General features: G+C 66.3%; 15 protein-coding genes. All 15 read right to left on the bottom strand.

What is annotated here, in order from left to right; all coding sequences use genetic code 11:
- Positions 1-2 precede the first annotated feature (2 nt).
- Positions 3-1,007 carry a P-type conjugative transfer protein TrbG gene (gene trbG, locus AB7E35_RS05675; protein ID WP_428167200.1) on the bottom strand — a complete coding sequence of 335 codons (1,005 nt, stop codon included), beginning with the start codon at positions 1,005-1,007 and terminating at the stop codon, positions 3-5.
- Entirely contained in the window at positions 1,004-1,708 is a 705-nt protein-coding gene (trbF, locus tag AB7E35_RS05670; protein WP_428167199.1) for a conjugal transfer protein TrbF, read from the bottom strand. Before trbF ends, trbG begins: the two co-directional genes overlap by 4 nt.
- A gap of 18 nt (positions 1,709-1,726) precedes the next feature.
- Complete coding sequence (trbL, locus tag AB7E35_RS05665; RefSeq protein ID WP_016452511.1) at positions 1,727-3,061, bottom strand: P-type conjugative transfer protein TrbL; 1,335 nt, start codon at positions 3,059-3,061, stop codon at positions 1,727-1,729.
- 12 nt (positions 3,062-3,073) lie between these two features.
- Positions 3,074-3,802, bottom strand: coding sequence for a P-type conjugative transfer protein TrbJ (trbJ, locus tag AB7E35_RS05660; protein WP_016452512.1), 729 nt, complete (start codon positions 3,800-3,802; stop codon positions 3,074-3,076).
- Positions 3,799-6,237 (bottom strand): conjugal transfer protein TrbE, encoded by a 2,439-nt coding sequence (gene trbE / locus AB7E35_RS05655; protein WP_016452513.1) that lies wholly within the window; start codon positions 6,235-6,237, stop codon positions 3,799-3,801. Before trbE ends, trbJ begins: the two co-directional genes overlap by 4 nt.
- 10 nt (positions 6,238-6,247) lie before the next feature.
- Positions 6,248-6,532, bottom strand: coding sequence for a VirB3 family type IV secretion system protein (locus AB7E35_RS05650; protein ID WP_016452514.1), 285 nt, complete (start codon positions 6,530-6,532; stop codon positions 6,248-6,250).
- A complete protein-coding gene (locus AB7E35_RS05645) occupies positions 6,529-6,921 on the bottom strand; it encodes a TrbC/VirB2 family protein (protein ID WP_016452515.1) in 393 nt (130 codons plus the stop codon). The genes AB7E35_RS05650 and AB7E35_RS05645 overlap by 4 nt, the downstream gene beginning before the upstream one ends.
- On the bottom strand, positions 6,918-7,955 hold the full coding sequence (gene trbB, locus AB7E35_RS05640) for a P-type conjugative transfer ATPase TrbB (RefSeq protein ID WP_016452516.1): 1,038 nt from the start codon (positions 7,953-7,955) through the stop codon (positions 6,918-6,920). The genes AB7E35_RS05645 and trbB overlap by 4 nt, the downstream gene beginning before the upstream one ends.
- Positions 7,952-8,416 carry a hypothetical protein gene (locus AB7E35_RS05635; RefSeq protein ID WP_016452517.1) on the bottom strand — a complete coding sequence of 155 codons (465 nt, stop codon included), beginning with the start codon at positions 8,414-8,416 and terminating at the stop codon, positions 7,952-7,954. The genes trbB and AB7E35_RS05635 overlap by 4 nt, the downstream gene beginning before the upstream one ends.
- On the bottom strand, positions 8,413-10,413 hold the full coding sequence (locus AB7E35_RS05630) for a conjugal transfer protein TraG (RefSeq protein ID WP_016452518.1): 2,001 nt from the start codon (positions 10,411-10,413) through the stop codon (positions 8,413-8,415). The genes AB7E35_RS05635 and AB7E35_RS05630 overlap by 4 nt, the downstream gene beginning before the upstream one ends.
- 217 nt (positions 10,414-10,630) lie before the next feature.
- Positions 10,631-10,858, bottom strand: coding sequence for an EexN family lipoprotein (locus AB7E35_RS05625; RefSeq protein ID WP_016452519.1), 228 nt, complete (start codon positions 10,856-10,858; stop codon positions 10,631-10,633).
- 25 nt (positions 10,859-10,883) lie between these two features.
- Positions 10,884-11,798, bottom strand: a complete 915-nt coding sequence (locus AB7E35_RS05620) for a LysR family transcriptional regulator (RefSeq protein ID WP_016452520.1) — start codon at positions 11,796-11,798, stop codon at positions 10,884-10,886.
- A gap of 17 nt (positions 11,799-11,815) precedes the next feature.
- Positions 11,816-12,760 carry an electron transfer flavoprotein subunit alpha/FixB family protein gene (locus AB7E35_RS05615; protein ID WP_026382503.1) on the bottom strand — a complete coding sequence of 315 codons (945 nt, stop codon included), beginning with the start codon at positions 12,758-12,760 and terminating at the stop codon, positions 11,816-11,818.
- A gap of 1 nt (position 12,761) precedes the next feature.
- Positions 12,762-13,511: an electron transfer flavoprotein subunit beta/FixA family protein gene (locus AB7E35_RS05610; protein WP_026382504.1), complete on the bottom strand. Its 750-nt coding sequence runs from the start codon at positions 13,509-13,511 to the stop codon at positions 12,762-12,764.
- 24 nt (positions 13,512-13,535) lie between these two features.
- Positions 13,536-15,317, bottom strand: a complete 1,782-nt coding sequence (locus AB7E35_RS05605; protein ID WP_016452523.1) for an acyl-CoA dehydrogenase — start codon at positions 15,315-15,317, stop codon at positions 13,536-13,538.
- Between the last annotated feature and the right edge of the window lie 7 nt (positions 15,318-15,324).

Genomic DNA, 15,324 nt, shown 5'->3' with positions numbered 1-15,324 from the left:
GGTCAGTTCCTCCGCGTGCCACCGGAAACGCCATCGGTGCGCTCGATCCGCACCACATCGCCCTTGTCTCCGCCCAGGCGCAGTTCGGCCGCACCGAACAGGCGATCCACGATGTAATACGGCGACCGAAAACGGTAGTTCACCAACTGCCCGTCGCCCTGCGCGCCGATGACGAACAGCGGCGGCAGCTCGCCCTGCGCGATGCCCGGCGGGAACTGGATGTAGACCTTCCCGCCGTCATCGAAGGCGCGCAGCGGCTTCCACGGCGGATTGCTGCCGCTGACCGCGTAGCGGAAGCGGATCTTCTCCAGCGACAGGCCGCTATCGACCGGCGCGACGGCGCTGGCCGCTTGCGCCTGGCGCTGCAGGGCCAGCATCTTGTCCTTCGGGTACTCCCAGGACAACGACGCCATCCACGTCTTCTCGGTCGAAGTCAGCTCCAGCAGGTAGGTGCGCCGGCTGGTGGTGATGACTAGGTTGGTCTTCAACCCCGAGCGGATCGGTTTGACCATCACATTGACGCGCAGCGCATCGCCGCTGCCGCTCGACGTGTCCCCGACGATCCAGCGAACCGTGTCGCCAGCAGCCACCGTCACCAGCTCCTCACCAGGCTGGAGCGCGATCACCGTCACGCGGCCCACGGCCGCATAGACCTGATACAGCGCGCCATCTGTGAAGGGCCACACTTGAATCGCGTTGACGTAGCCCTCGCGCGTGGGCGCAATACGCGCCTCGGCGTTGGCGCGAGACACGCGCACGGTTTCATCGGCGGGTTCTGCGACGGACTTGGCATCCGGCACAGGTTTCATCTGCGCTGGCATCGGCAGCACCTGCGGCACAGCCACTACCTCCACAGGCGCAGGCGGCTCCGGCAGCGGCTGGGCCTGCACCGGCTCATCGAGCGAGATGGACGGCGGTGGCTTGCCTTGCGTGGCGCAGCCAGAGAACAGCACGGTCGAAGCCAGAAGCATCACCGGCAAGGCGGATTTACGGAAAAGATCATTCATGGTTTTGCTCCTTCGTTCGCTTCCAGTTCGCGGCTCCAAGACAGCCCGTTGACGTAGATGCCCAAGGGGTTCTTGCGCAGACGCTGCTCGGTGCGCGGGGTTTGCAGCACCGTGGAAATCACCGCGTTCCAGCGTTCGGTGCGATCCAGCGCGCCGTTGACAAAGCGCGTCTCCGTCCAGCGCACGTTGAAAGACGTGTCGCTGGCGCGGGTCACGCTGGTGATCTGCACCGTCACCGACTCCTTGCCGATGCGCGCGAACGGGTCATTGGTGCGGGCGTATTCGTTGAGCGCGATGGCGCCCTTGTCCGTGGTGTAGTCGTAGGCGTCGAGCCAGTTCTGCCGCACCACGATGGGGTCGATGGACAGCGAGCGCACCAGGCCCATGAAGCGGCCCAGGTGGTAGGCGATCTGCGCATCGCTGGGCCGGTACGGCGCGGCGGCCTCGCCCACGGCGCGCACCTGGCCCGCGTTGTCCACCTCGATGACATAGGGCGTGACGATGGACTGCGCCGAACGCCACACCAGCCCGCCGGCCATCAGCACGGCCAAGGTGAGGCAGCCAAAGGCCATGAAGCGCCAGTTCTTCGCCTGCACGCGGGCCGAGCCGATGCGCTCGTCCCAGGCCTGGGCGGCGGATTGGTACGGGGTAGCAGGCTGCGGTGTGTTGGCATAGCGCACCTGCGGTCTTTTGAATCGCATGGGAGTTCTCCTTCAAGATCAGGAATCGGAATCACGCAGGCTTGGCCCCTGGCTGGAGCTGCCGCCGTCGCCGCCGCGCAGCGTGTGGGCGGCGGTCGTCGCGGCATGGGTGAGTTGCTGCCTGCGGTGCAGGCGCTTGGCCCAGGCGGGTTGTTCGGCAGACGGAGCCGATCCGCTAGCGTCAGGGTCGGCGTGCGCGGCGCCGGAGGCCGGCGCGTCATCGGGCCGAAAGGCCGCCGCCATGCGTTCCTTCATCGACCGCGCCCCATCGGCGACTTTCTGCCCGGCCGCCTGCGCGCCGGTCTTGGCAACATTGCCCACGCCGGCGGCGGCACCCTTCAGGCCGCCACCGGCCGAAGTGGAGCCCGCCTGGTACGTCGACTTGGCGCTGCTGGCGGTCGATGCCATCGAGCGGGCGGCGGCGGGTGCCATGCGTGCCCCGGCCGCCACTGCGCTTCCGACGCCGGTAGCCGCGGCACCGACCGCCACGGCGGTTCCGGCTGCGCCGATGGCAGCACCGGCCATCGCGCCCGCGCCGAGCTGTGGCCCACCGGACACCAAGCCTGTCGCAATGCCCGGCCCAAAGATGCCCAGGGCCAGCATGGACAATGAGGCCAGCATGATGACCAGCGCCTGGTCGATGGACGGCTCGGAACCGGGCGGTATCCTGAATTCGGCGAACAGCCCTGAGCCGATACCCACGACGACGGCGAGCACCAGCACCTTGATGCCCGAGGACACCACGTTGCCCAGCACCTTCTCGGCCATAAACGCTGTCTTGTTCCAGAGGGCAAACGGCACCAGCACGAAGCCCGCCAGCGTGGTCAGCTTGAACTCGATCAACGTGACGAAGAGTTGCACCGCCAGCACGAAGAAGCTGACGATGACCACCAGCCAAGCGAGAAATAGCACGACGATGGGCGCGATGTGGATGAAGACCTCCGGGAAGCCCGCCATCTCCCGGATCTGGTCGAGGATGGGCGCCGCTGCGTCGATACCGGCCTTGGCCAACCGTCCCGGCTGCAGGAAGTTGCCCATGCTCAAGGTCGAGCCGCTGGCCGTCAGGCCCAGCCCGGCGAATGAGCGGAACAGGATGCCCGCCAGGGTGTTGAAATTGCCGATGATGTAGGCGAAGGCACCCACGTACAGCACCTTGCGGATCAGCTTGGCGATCACGTCCTCGCCCTGGCCGGTGGCATGCCCCATCGCCCAGAACAGCCCGGCGAGCGTCATGTCGATGACGATCAACGTTGCGGTCAGGAACGCCACCTCGCCATGCAACAGTCCGAAGCCCGAGTCGATGTAGCGCGAGAAGATGTCGAGGAAGCGGTCAATGACCGAAACGTCGTTCATGGCCTGGCTCCGTCAACGACTGTAGAAATCGACGGACCGCGGCGTGTACGGCGTGCCCTCACCCAGGAAGCGCCGGTTCACCTCGCGGCCCCGCTCCACGGCGGCGGCCTGCCGCGCCAGTTCCAGCGAGCCCGCGCGATCCTGCGTGATCTGCAGCCGCTGCGTTTGGATCGACTGCTTGGCCTGCAGGGCCAGCAACTGGTTCGTGGCCTGCATCGCCTGCAAAGCGCCCACCGCCGATTGGCTCTTGCCCACGAGGTCGGCCAGCACGCCTTCGTCGTCGCTCAGGTTCTGCGATGCCTGAGCCTGCATCTGCATGGTGGTCTGCAGGCCATCGAGCGTGTTCTTCCAGCGTTCCTGCGCGTCGCGGTACATCTGGTTGCCGCTCACGGTGGCGGCGTATTGCTCGGGGTACAGGCGCTGGAATTCCCGATCCAGATTCGTCACGTCATAGGCCAAGCCCTTGGCCTGCGCGATCAGCCGCTGGGTGGTCGCCAGATTGGCGCGCAGCTGGCCGACCACGCTGGATGGCAGACTGGCCAGGTTGCGCGCCTGGTTGATGAGCATCTGCGCTTCGTTCTGGAGCTGCTTGATCTGGTTGTTGATCTGCTCCAGCGTGCGGATCGCGGTCAGCGTGTTCTGCACGAGGTTCGTGGGGTCGATCACGACCCATTGCGCCTGCACGGCGGTAGCGGTGCAAAGCATGGCCGCGACGGCGGCGGCGAGAAGACGCTTTTTCATGATGGGTTCTCCTGGAGATGGGTGGACGGGAACGAGGACAGCAGGTCGGCGGCCCAATTCAGGCCGCGATGGCGCAGCCACGCGGCTACGAACGGGGTGGAAGCGGATGAAGCGGCAGCGAGCACCGCGTCGATGTCGCGCTGGTCTTGCGGCGTGGACGTGCCCGCAAAGGCCAGCGTCGCGGCGCCCAGGTCGAGGTCGAACAGGCGGTTGCCGAGTCGGGATTGGTAGTAGTAGTCGCGCTTGGGCTGCGCGGTCGCCACGATCTCGATCTGGCGCGAGTTCAGCCCGAAGCCTTCGTAGATAACCCTGATCTGCGGCTCGGTCGCCTGTGGGTTGGGCAGGAAGATGCGGCTCGCGCAGCTCTCGATGATTGCGGGCGCGATGCTCGAATCCTTGATGTCCGCCAGGCTCTGCGTGGCGAAGATGACGCTCACGTTCTTCTTGCGCAGCGTCTTGAGCCATTGGCGGATGCGCGCCGCAAACACCGGGTCATCGAGGAACAGCCACGCTTCATCGAGGATCAGCAGCGTGGGCGCACCGTCGAAGCGTTCATCGAAGCGCGCAAAGAGGTAATGCAGCACGGCCATGACGGCGGCCTTGCTGTGCATCAGTTCCTCCATCTCGAAGCACTGCACGGAGCCGGCGCCCAGGCGATCCGAATCCGCATCCAGCAGCTTGCCGTGGGCGCCGCCCAGCACGTACGGCGCGAGCGCCTGGCGCAGCGCATTCGATTGCAGCAGCACCGACAGGCCGGTCATCGTGCGCTGCTCCACCGGCGCACCGGCGAGACTGCCGAGCGCCGACCAGATGGCGGCCTTCTCTTCGGGGCCGACGGCTACACCCTCATGCCGCAAGCGCCCTTCGATCCATTCGGCGGCCCAGGTGCGGTAGCCCTCGCGGTCGATGCGGGCGAGAGGCTGAAACGCGATCTCGCCATCCATCCCGAGGTCGTAGTGCTCGCCACCCAGCCCGAGGATGGTGGCGCGCATCGAGCGTCCCATGTCGAAGGCAAAGATGCGCGAGCCGCGATAGCGCCGAAACTGCATCGCCAATGTGGCGAGCAGCACCGACTTGCCCATGCCCGTAGGACCAGCCACCAGCGTGTGGCCCACGTCGCCGATGTGCGTCACCAGCCGGAACGGCGTCGCGCCCTCAGTGCGCGTGACGATCAGCGGCGGGCCGTCGAGGTGCGCGTTCTTCTCCGGCCCGGCCCATACCGCCGACACCGGCATCAGGTGCGCCAGGTTCAACGTGGAGACAATGGGCTGGCGCACGTTCGCGTAGGCATGACCCGGAATGGACGACAGCCACGCATCCACGGCGTTGAGCGTTTCGGGGATGGTGACGAAGCCACGCCCCTGGATGACGCGCTCCACCCTGCGCAGCTTCTCGTCGGCCACGGCGGCATCCGCGTCCATGACGGTGACGGTCGCTGTCACGTAGCCGAAGGCCACTTGATCGCTGCCCAGCTCCTGCAAGGCGGCATCGGCATCGGTGGCCTTGTTGCTGGCGTCGGTATCGACCAGCGGGCTTTCTTGCTGGAAGATCGTCTCGCGCAGCAGCGCGATGACGTTCTTGCGCTTGGCGAACCACTGGCGGCGCAAGCGCCCCAACTCCCGTTCCGCCTCGGATTTGTCGAGGCACAGAAAGCGCGTGCTCCAGCGATACCCAAATCCCAGGCGGTTGAGGTCGTCCAGAATCCCCGGCCAGGTCGAGGTCGGGAAACCGCGCACCGTCGCCACGCGCAGATGCTGGTCGCCCAGCATCGGTGCCAGGCCGCCGATCAGCGGCGCGTCGGCTAGCAGAGCGTCGAGGTGGAATGGCACCTCGGGCACGCCCACGCGGTAACGCCGCGTTGAAACGGTGGCATGCAGGTAGGTCAGCGTCTGGCTGTCATCGAGCCAGACGATCTCCGGCATCACGCCATCGAGCAGGTCAAAGATGCGATCCGTCTCCGCGACGAAGGCAGTTAGGCGCTCGCGCCAATCCACGCCTTCGGTGGGTCGGTTCTCATAGAGCAGCCCTGCTGCGCGGGCGCGCGACTCCTCGGCCGGCAGGTACACCAGCGTGAGGTGGTAGCCACTCTCGAAATGGTTGCCCGAGTCCTCGAAGGCGGCGCGGCGCTCCTCGTCCACCAGCCAGGACAGCGGCTCAGGAAACTCCGAGTGCGGGTAGCTGGCCGCGGGCCGGCGCTCGGCTTCGATGAACAGCGCCCAGCCCGAGCTCAGGCGGCGCAGCGCGTTGTTCAGCCGCGCCGACGTGGAGATCAACTCGCCCTGCGTCGCGCTGTCGAGGTCAGGCCCCCGAAAGCGCGCCGTGCGCTGGAAGGCGCCATCCTTGTTCAGCACGACGCCCGGCGCGATCAGCCCGGCCCAAGGCAGCCAGTCGGCCAGCAGCGCCGGCCGCTGGCGGTATTCGGCAAGGTTCAGCATGGCATTCCCCTCACACGTCCAGCAGCGGCCGGTGCTTGATGTGGCGCGCGAAGACCTGCATGAACTGCGGATCGACACGCGCACCCCAGACCGCCAGCGCATGGCCGGCGATCCAGAGCACCACGCCCGGAATCCACAGTTGCAGGCCCAAGCCCACGGCGGCGGCCAAGGTGCCATTGGCAATCGCCACTGTGCGCGGCGCGCCGCCCAGCAGGATCGGCTCGGTCAGCGAGCGATGCAGGGGCACCTCGAAACCTGGAGCGAACCCCTGCACGCCATCGTGGGCCGCGTTCATACGACGGCCCCGCCCGAGAAGCTGAAGAACGACAGGAAGAACGAGGACGCGGCAAACGCGATCGACAGACCGAAGACGATCTGGATCAGCTTGCGGAACCCGCCCGAGGTATCGCCGAAGGCCAGCGCCAGGCCCGTGGCGATGATGATGATGACCGCGATGATCCGGGCCACCGGACCCTGGATCGACTCCAGGATGGATTGCAGCGGCCCCTCCCAGGGCATCGAGGAACCTGCGGCCTGCGCGGTGCCTGCGAGCAGCAGCATCAGCGCCGCGAGCATCAGACCCTGCAGGGCCGGGCGCGCCAAGCCATCCAGCCGCGCGGGGTGGCAGCGCAGGGCAAGCGGGTTTACAGAAATACGGAAAGCAGGAACGATCATCTGCGTCATGGCAGTTCTCCAGGTTGATCAGGGGACACGGAAGAAAGGTCGGACTGCGGCAGCAGCTCCGGGAATGGAGCCTCCAGCGCATCCGCCAGTTGGTAGCCCGAGCCGTCGAAGCCGACGACCCGAGCGATGCTCTCGATGCGGCGCTTGCGTCCGCGCCCGGCAATGTGGATGACCACGTTGACCGCTTCCGCGATCAGCGCACGGGGCGGGTTCACCGCCACTTCGAGAATCAGTTGCTCCAGGCGCAGCAGCGCGCCCAGCGCGGAGCCGGCGTGGATCGTGGCGATGCCGCCGGGGTGGCCGGTGCCCCAGACCTTGATGAGATCCAGTGCCTCGGCGCCGCGCACCTCGCCGACGACCACACGATCCGGGCGCAGGCGCATGGACGAACGCACCAGCTCGGTCATGGACACGACGCCCTGGCGCGTGCGCAGCGGTACGTGATCGCGCGCCGCGCATTGCAGCTCCACCGTGTCTTCGAGCACCAGCACGCGGTCGCCCGTGGCGGCGATTTCGGCCAGCAGCGCATTCGCCAAGGTGGTCTTGCCGGTGCTGGTGCCGCCCGCGATCAGGATGTTCTGGCGCTCGCGCACGGCGCGCACCAGCAAACCAGCCTGTGCGGCGGTCATCATCCCGTCCTCGATGTAGCGCGACAGCGGGATCACACCAAAGGCACGCTTGCGCAAGGCGAAGGCTGGCCCCGGTGCAGCGGGCGGCAGGATGCCCTCGAAGCGTTCGCCGGTCTCGGGCAGCTCTGCCGTCAAAAGCGGCTGGCCGCGATGCACCTCGGCGCCGACGTGGGCGGCCACGAGACGGATGATGCGTTCGCCATCAGCCTCGGACAGCTCCTCGCCCATCGGGGCGCGGCCCGTGGACAGACGATCCACCCAGAGCGTGCGGTCGGGGTTGAGCATGATTTCCACCACGTCCGGGTCTTCGAGCGCGGCGGCGATCAGCGGCCCCATGGCCGTGCGTAGCATCTGAATGCGGCGATCCAGCGAGGTGGCCGTGAAGGAGGAAAGAACGGCGCTCATAAGGCACGCTCCTGGGCATCTGCAGCGGCCGCCGCGCCCTCCGATCGCGTCGGATCGGGGTGCAGTTCCTCCACCACATCCCGCACCAGGCTGCGCCCGCGCAGCAAATGCCGTCCGAGCTGTTCGACGAACTGCTCGAAGCGGGCCTTGCCCTGGGCGCGAGCGGCGTCCTGATGGGCCTCGGGCACGGGCGTGCTCACAGTGAGGAAATAGCGGATGAACAGCGCCAATGTTTCGATGGCAATGTTCTGGTCGCGCTCCAGACGCTCGGCGTGGCGCGACAGGCGATCCAGTCGCTTGGCAATCGCCGCCTCGCGCTGGTCGGCCGCATCGGGCGACAGCCAGGAGGCCAGGGCCGCCGCGACGATGCTGGACTTGGACACGCCCTTCTTGGCGGCCAGTTCATCGAGCCGCTTGCTGTGCTCCGGCTGGATGAACACATTGAGGCGGTGTTGGGTCATAGGTCGATTCCGTCGTCAGGGTCAAGGGAAGCCAGCCGGGCCGTGCGCTGCAGGGCCGGGTCGAGCTGGCGAGGAAGGGGAAGCTGCATGTCATCGTCATCGAGCAGCCCGAGGTCGGCTGCAGGCGCAGCCAGGTCGGGGTCGTAGGCGGCGGCTTCGGAGAGTTCGGGTTGGCGACGCGGGCCGCCGTCGTCAGCGGCAGAGGGGAAGCCTTCAACGGCTTCGGTTGCAGGCGCCACCGGAACGGGAGGAACCGTCAGCCCGCTCCAGTCGTCGGGCCGTAAGGGAGGCACGTCGGCGTAGCGCCCCGCAACGAGTACAGGAGGCGGCAGCACGCGCCGCTGGAAGTTCGCGTCAGAGTAGTAGCGCAGCTTCTTGGCCTTGATCGGCGCGACGCTGGAAACCATCACCACCGCCTCATCGGGCGGCAGCTGCATCACCTCGCCCGGCGTGAGCAGCGGGCGGGCGGTTTCTTGTCTCGACACCATTAGGTGCCCCAGCCACGGTGCGAGTCGATGTCCCGCGTAGTTGCGCTGCGCGCGCAGCTCGGTAGCGGTGCCAAGGGTTTCGGAAATCCGCTTGGCCGTGCGCTCGTCGTTGGTGGCGAACGTCACGCGCACATGGCAGTTGTCGAGGATGGAATGGTTCTGGCCGTAGGCTTTGTCGATCTGATTGAGCGACTGCGCGATCAGGAAGCTGCGGATGCCGTAGCCCGCCATGAAGGCCAGCGCCGTCTCGAAGAAGTCCAGGCGCCCAAGCGCCGGGAATTCATCGAGCATCAGCAACAGCTTGTGACGGCGCTGGATGCCATCGCTGCCATCGAGTGATTCCGTCAGCCGCCGCCCGATTTGGTTGAGGATCAGGCGGATCAGCGGTTTGGTGCGGCTGATGTCCGAAGGCGGCACCACGAGATACAGCGACACGGGATGCTCGGCCGCGATCAGGTCGGCAATGCGCCAGTCGCAGCGCGAGGTGACTTCGGCCACCGTGGGGTCTCGGTACAGGCCGAGGAATGACATGGCGGTGCTCAACACGCCGGAACGCTCGTTGTCCGATTTGTTCAGGACTTCACGCGCTGCCGATGCCACCACCAGATGCGGTCCATCGCCGATGTGCGGCGTGGTCATCATCCGATGCAGGGTAAGCTCGAAGGGACAGGCCGGGTCGCTGAGGAAGTTGGCGACACCGCGCAGCGTCTTGTCTTCGCCTGCGTAGAGCACATGCAGGATGGCCCCAACCAGCAGCGCATGCGAGGTCTTCTCCCAATGGTTGCGCCGCTCCAGTGCTCCTTCGGGATCGACCAGAATGTCTGCGATGTTCTGCACGTCGCGCACTTCGTGCGCGCCGCGCCTCACCTCCAGCAGCGGGTTGTAGGCCGCCGACTTCGCATCGGTCGGGTTGAACAGCAGGCAGTGCGAGAAGCGCGAGCGCCAGCCAGCGGTGATGCTCCAGTTCTCGCCCTTGATGTCGTGAATGACGGCCGATGCGGGCCAGCTCAACAAGGTGGGCACCACTAGGCCCACGCCCTTGCCCGAGCGGGTAGGCGCGAAGGTCAGAACATGCTCCGGGCCTTCGTGCCGCAGGTACTGCTGGCGATGCAGGCCAAGGAATACGCCCGCAGACCGGTCAAGACTCGCCTTGTGGATGTCCTCCGCATTGGCCCAGCGCGCCGTGCCGTAGGTCGTGACCAGCTTGGACTGGCGCGAGCGCCAGATCGACATGCCGACGGCAACCACCACCGCGATCAGGCCGCTGCCTGCGGCAATGGCACCGCCCACGTCGAATACATGCGGCGCGTAGGCGTCGAAGAAGAACCACCACTCGAACAGGCGCCAGGGGTGATAGACCGGCGTGCCGAGGAAATCGAACCAGGGCGAACCCAGGCGTAGCTGGTAGCCCAGCGCCGCTGCTGTCCATTGCGTGGCGCTCCATACGCCAGCGATCACGATGCCGAAGACAACGGCAATCTGACCGAACAGCACGTTCGTTCCTTGCATTGGCCAACCTCCCGCTACGGCACAGGGACATGCCGTAGTGCCGAGGATCAAGGCGAGCGTGCAGGTCGGTCAAAGACCGTTATAGCGGGGATTCAGGCCAAAATGGCCAGACTTCTTGCTGTGGCGAAGGCAATAAAAATGCCGCATGCGCGAGCGCGCTGCGGCGTGATGAGGTAACAGCAAGAACTCTGTCGCGGCCAGGCGACGGCGCGGGGCGCTATTTGGATTGCTGTTCCGGCCGATCGCCGAAGAAACGCCGGTTGGCGGCTTCGGCCGCACGGCGGCAGAGTTCTTCTCCTGCCTTCGCGCGGTCTTCCTTGCACAGGCGCTGGACTTCTTTGAGGCGCTCGGGATGGGCAACGAGGAAGTCCACGGTTTCCGTCGGTTGGGATGGTCCACAGCCCGTCAGTGCGGCAACCATCAGCAGCGGCAGGAATCGGGTCATGGCTTGGGTCCTTTCAGCAGGTGGATCAGGAGTCCTCGGCGGCGCTGGAGCCATCCGCCGAATCAATGGAGGCCACTCGTTCGATGAACCGGGCCAGCATTTCGGAGGGCTCCACGTCACGGTGCAGCAGATACGTGGCCAGCATCTGCGGCTTGCCCGCCAAGCGCCGGGCCACAACACCTGGCCCACGGCCGGATGCAATGTGCGCGGCGCCCGCCAAACCGAGCGCCAATCCGGCTGAGACCAAGGTCATCATCACCTCATAGGACGCCACGCGCTGGGCGATCAGTGGCTGTTGCTCGTAGCGCTGCAAAACGCGATCAACTTGGCGTGCATGGCCTTCGCATATCGCCGGATCGCATAGCGCCAGCGGATAGCGCAACACTTCTTCCAACGGCACGTGCTTGTGGGCCAGAACAGGATGGCGAGCTGGGACCGCCACCATCAGTTCGTCTTCCCATGCAGGCCTGACCACAATGCCGTCGCCCACCTCTTCGGCCATCGAAAAGCCGACGTCATACAGGTCATCGTGCAGACCCTTGATCTGTTGATCCAACGGCACCTCAAATAGCCGAACATCAATCTCTGGATCTTCCGCTCGGCACTGTGCCAGCAGCGTCGGCATTCGCGAGGGCGTGATGCCATCGGACAAAGCGATGCGCAACTGTCGCTGAAACCCACTGGCGGCGGACTTGACGCCGTCACACGCCTGTTTCAGAGCTTCGAAGATTCGCGGCACCCGCTCCAGGAATGCCATTCCGGCAAAGGTCAGGCGGGTGCTTCGCGTGGTTCGCGTGAACAGTTGCGCCCCGAGCTCTTCCTCTATCTCCTTGATGGTGCGCGACAAAGGGGACTGATCGATGTGCAGCTTTTCCGCTGCGCGGCCGAAGTGAAGTTCTTCGGCCACCGCTATAAAGCAACGTAAATGCCGAAGCTCCATGGTGTATCTCATCCAATTTAAAAGGCCTTGACGAATTCCGGCACAACTGCGAAAAGGTCCGCCTCCAGCCCGTAGTCGGCCACGCTGAAGATCGGGGCCTCGGGGTCCTTGTTGATCGCCACGATCACCTTGGAGTCCTTCATGCCGGCCAGGTGCTGGATGGCGCCCGAGATGCCGGCGGCAATGTACAACTGCGGCGCGACGATCTTGCCCGTCTGGCCCACTTGCAGGTCGTTGGGGGCGTAGCCCGCATCCACGGCAGCACGGCTGGCGCCGATGGCAGCGCCCAGCTTGTCGGCCAGGGGGGTGATGACTTCGTCGAACTTTTCCTTGCTGCCCAGCGCACGGCCACCAGACACGATGATCTTGGCGGCGGTGAGTTCGGGGCGGTCGCTCTTGGCGATCTCGCTGCCCACGTAGCTGCTCTTGCCAGCGTCGGCGGCCGCAGCAGCGGTTTCGACAGCGGCGCTGCCACCCGTGGCGGCGGCGGCGTCAAAGCCGGTGGTGCGCACGGTGATGACCTTCACGGCATCAGCAGACTGCACGGTGGCGATGGCGTTGCCGGCGTAGATGGGGCGCTCGAAGGTATCGGCGGAGATGACCTTGGTGATGTCGCTGATCTGGGCGACGTCGAGCTTGGCAGCCACGCGCGGGGCCACGTTCTTGCCGCTGGCGGTGGCGGGGAACAGGATGTGGCTGTAGTTGCCGGCACCACTGCCATGGAGTGCCAGCACCTGGGCGGCCACGTTCTCGGCGAGGCCGTGGGCCAGGCTGGCGCCGTCGGCGTGGATGACCTTGGCAACGCCGGCGATCTGGCTGGCTTGCTGTGCGGCAGCGCCGGCGTTGTGGCCGGCCACCAGCACGTGCACGTCGCCGCCGCAGGCTGCGGCGGCCGTCACGGTGTTGAGCGTCGCGCCCTTGATGGTCGCGTTGTCGTGTTCAGCGATTACGAGTACGGTCATGTCAGATCACCTTCGCTTCGTTCTTGAGTTTCTCGACCAGGGCGGCCACGTCGGCCACCTTCACGCCGGCGCCGCGCTTGGCGGGTTCGCTGACCTTCAAGTTCTTCAGGCGCGGGGCCACGTCCACGCCGAGGTCTTCGGGCTTGACGGTGTCCAGCGGCTTTTTCTTGGCCTTCATGATGTTGGGCAGCGTGACGTAGCGCGGCTCGTTCAGGCGCAGGTCGGCGGTGATGACGGCGGGCAGCGTAAGGCTGAGGGTTTCCAGGCCGCCGTCCACTTCGCGGGTCACGGCTGCCTTGTCGCCGGCGATCTCGACCTTGGAGGCGAAGGTGGCTTGCGGCAGGTCGGCCAGCGCCGCCAGCATCTGGCCGGTCTGGTTGCAGTCGTCGTCGATGGCCTGCTTGCCCAGGATCACGAGGCCGGGCTGTTCATTGTCGATCAGGGCCTTGAGCAGCTTAGCCACGGCCAGCGGCTGCAGTTCTTCATTGGTCTCGACCAGGATGCCGCGGTCGGCACCGATGGCCATGGCGGTGCGCAGCGTCTCCTGGCATTGGGACACGCCGCACGAGACGGCGACGATCTCCGTTGCCGCGCCTTTCTCCTTGAGCCGCACAGCCTCTTCGACGGCAATCTCGTCGAAGGGGTTCATGCTCATTTTGACATTGGCGATGTCCACGCCGCTGCCATCGCTCTGGACGCGGACCTTGACGTTGTAGTCAACCACCCGCTTGACGGGAACCAGGATTTTCATGGGAGGGTTTCCTTTCAGGATCATTCAGAGTTGATCATCCGCCAGGGCCAGCGTGCTGGCGGCGCCGCCCGTGACGATGTCGCGCAACATCGGCGCCTGCACTAGGACATGCGCTGCGTAGTGGCTGGCCGTGGCACGCTTGGCGCCGAGAAAGCCCGCATCGCCAGATCTCGCCGCGAGTTGCGCAGTGGCGGCTTCGGCCATGCGCGCCGACAGCCAGCCGCCGATCACCGTGCCCGCCAGCCGCAAGAAGGGCACGGCGCCCGCCGCGCACTGCGCGGGTTGGTCGTCGTGGGCCAGCAGCCAGTCGGCCGCGTCCCCCAGCGCACGCGCCGAAGCCGCTAACACGCCGCCGATCTGCGCCAGCGCGGCATCGGGCATCTCGGCCAACCGGCGCGCATCGCCGTCGATGCGGCCCAGCAGTGCCTTCAGCGTGCGCCCGCCCTCGCGCGCCAGCTTGCGGCCAATCAGGTCGTTGGCCTGGATGCCCGTCGTGCCTTCGTAGATGGTCGTGATGCGCGCGTCGCGCAAGTGCTGTGAGGCGCCGGTTTCCTCGACGTAACCCATGCCGCCATGCACCTGCACACCATCGGACGTGATGCCCTGTGCGCTGTCGGTGCACCAGCCCTTGACCACCGGGATCAGCAGGCCGACCAGGGCCAGCGCCTGCTCGCGCTCTTGCGCGTCGGCGTGGCCTGCGGCGCGGTCCATCTGGCCGGCGCAGAAATAGGCCAATGCGCGCATGGCCTCGGTGCGGGCCTTCATGTCCATCAGCATGCGCCGCACGTCCGGGTGGCCGGCGATGGTGGTGCTGCCGCTGAGCAGTGGCTTGCCCTGCACCCGCTCCAGCGCGTAGGCGCGTGCGCGCTGGTAGGCGCGCTCGGCGATGCCCACGCCTTCAAGGCCGACGTTCAGCCGCGCATGGTTCATCATCGTGAACATGCAGGCCAGCCCCTGGTTCGGCTCGCCGACCAGGTAGCCGATCGCGCCCCCGCAGTCGCCAAAGCTCATCGACGCCGTGGGGCTGCCGTGGATGCCCATCTTGTGCTCGATGGAGGTGCAGGCCAGGTCGTTGCGTTCGCCCAGGGAGCCGTCGTCGTTGACCAGGTACTTCGGGCACAGGAACAGCGAGATGCCTTTCACGCCGGGCGGTGCATCGGGCAGGCGCGCCAGCACGAGGTGGACGATGTTCTCGGCCATGTCGTGCTCGCCCCAGGTGATGAAGATCTTGTTTCCGCTGACGCGGTAATGGTCGCCTTCGGGCACGGCGCGACTGCGCAGCGCGGCCAAGTCGGAGCCTGCTTGGGGCTCGGTGAGGTTCATGGTGCCGGTCCAGCGGCCCGCGACCATGGGCTCCAGGAAGCGGCGCTTGAGTGCGTCGCTGCCATGGTGCGCAATGGCTTCCACCGCGCCCAGCGTGAGCATCTGGCACAGGCTGAACGCGAGGTTGGACGACTTCCACATCTCCAGCACGGCTGTGGACACCAGCGTGGGCAGGCCCTGGCCGCCCCATTCGGTGGCAGCGGGCATGCCGTTCCAGCCGTTCTCGCAGAAGCTGGCCCAGGCTTCGCGAAAGCCATCGGCTGGCGTGACCTGGCCGTCGTGCCAGCGCGCGCCCTGCACGTCGCCGGTGCGGTTCAGCGGATCAAGCACGCCGGTGGCGTAGTGGGCAGCCTCCTGCAGGATGGCCTCGACCAGGTCGGGCGTGGTTTCTTCATGGCCCGGCTGGGCACAGATCGCATCCAGGCCTCCGACTTCCTTCATCGTGAACAGCATGTCGCGCAAGGGCGCGGCGTAGGTAGACATTGCTTAC

Source organism: Diaphorobacter sp. (assembly GCF_050251835.1).
Lineage (GTDB): Bacteria > Pseudomonadota > Gammaproteobacteria > Burkholderiales > Burkholderiaceae_C > JBFXIE01.
This window is presented reverse-complemented; position numbering and strand designations above follow the sequence as displayed.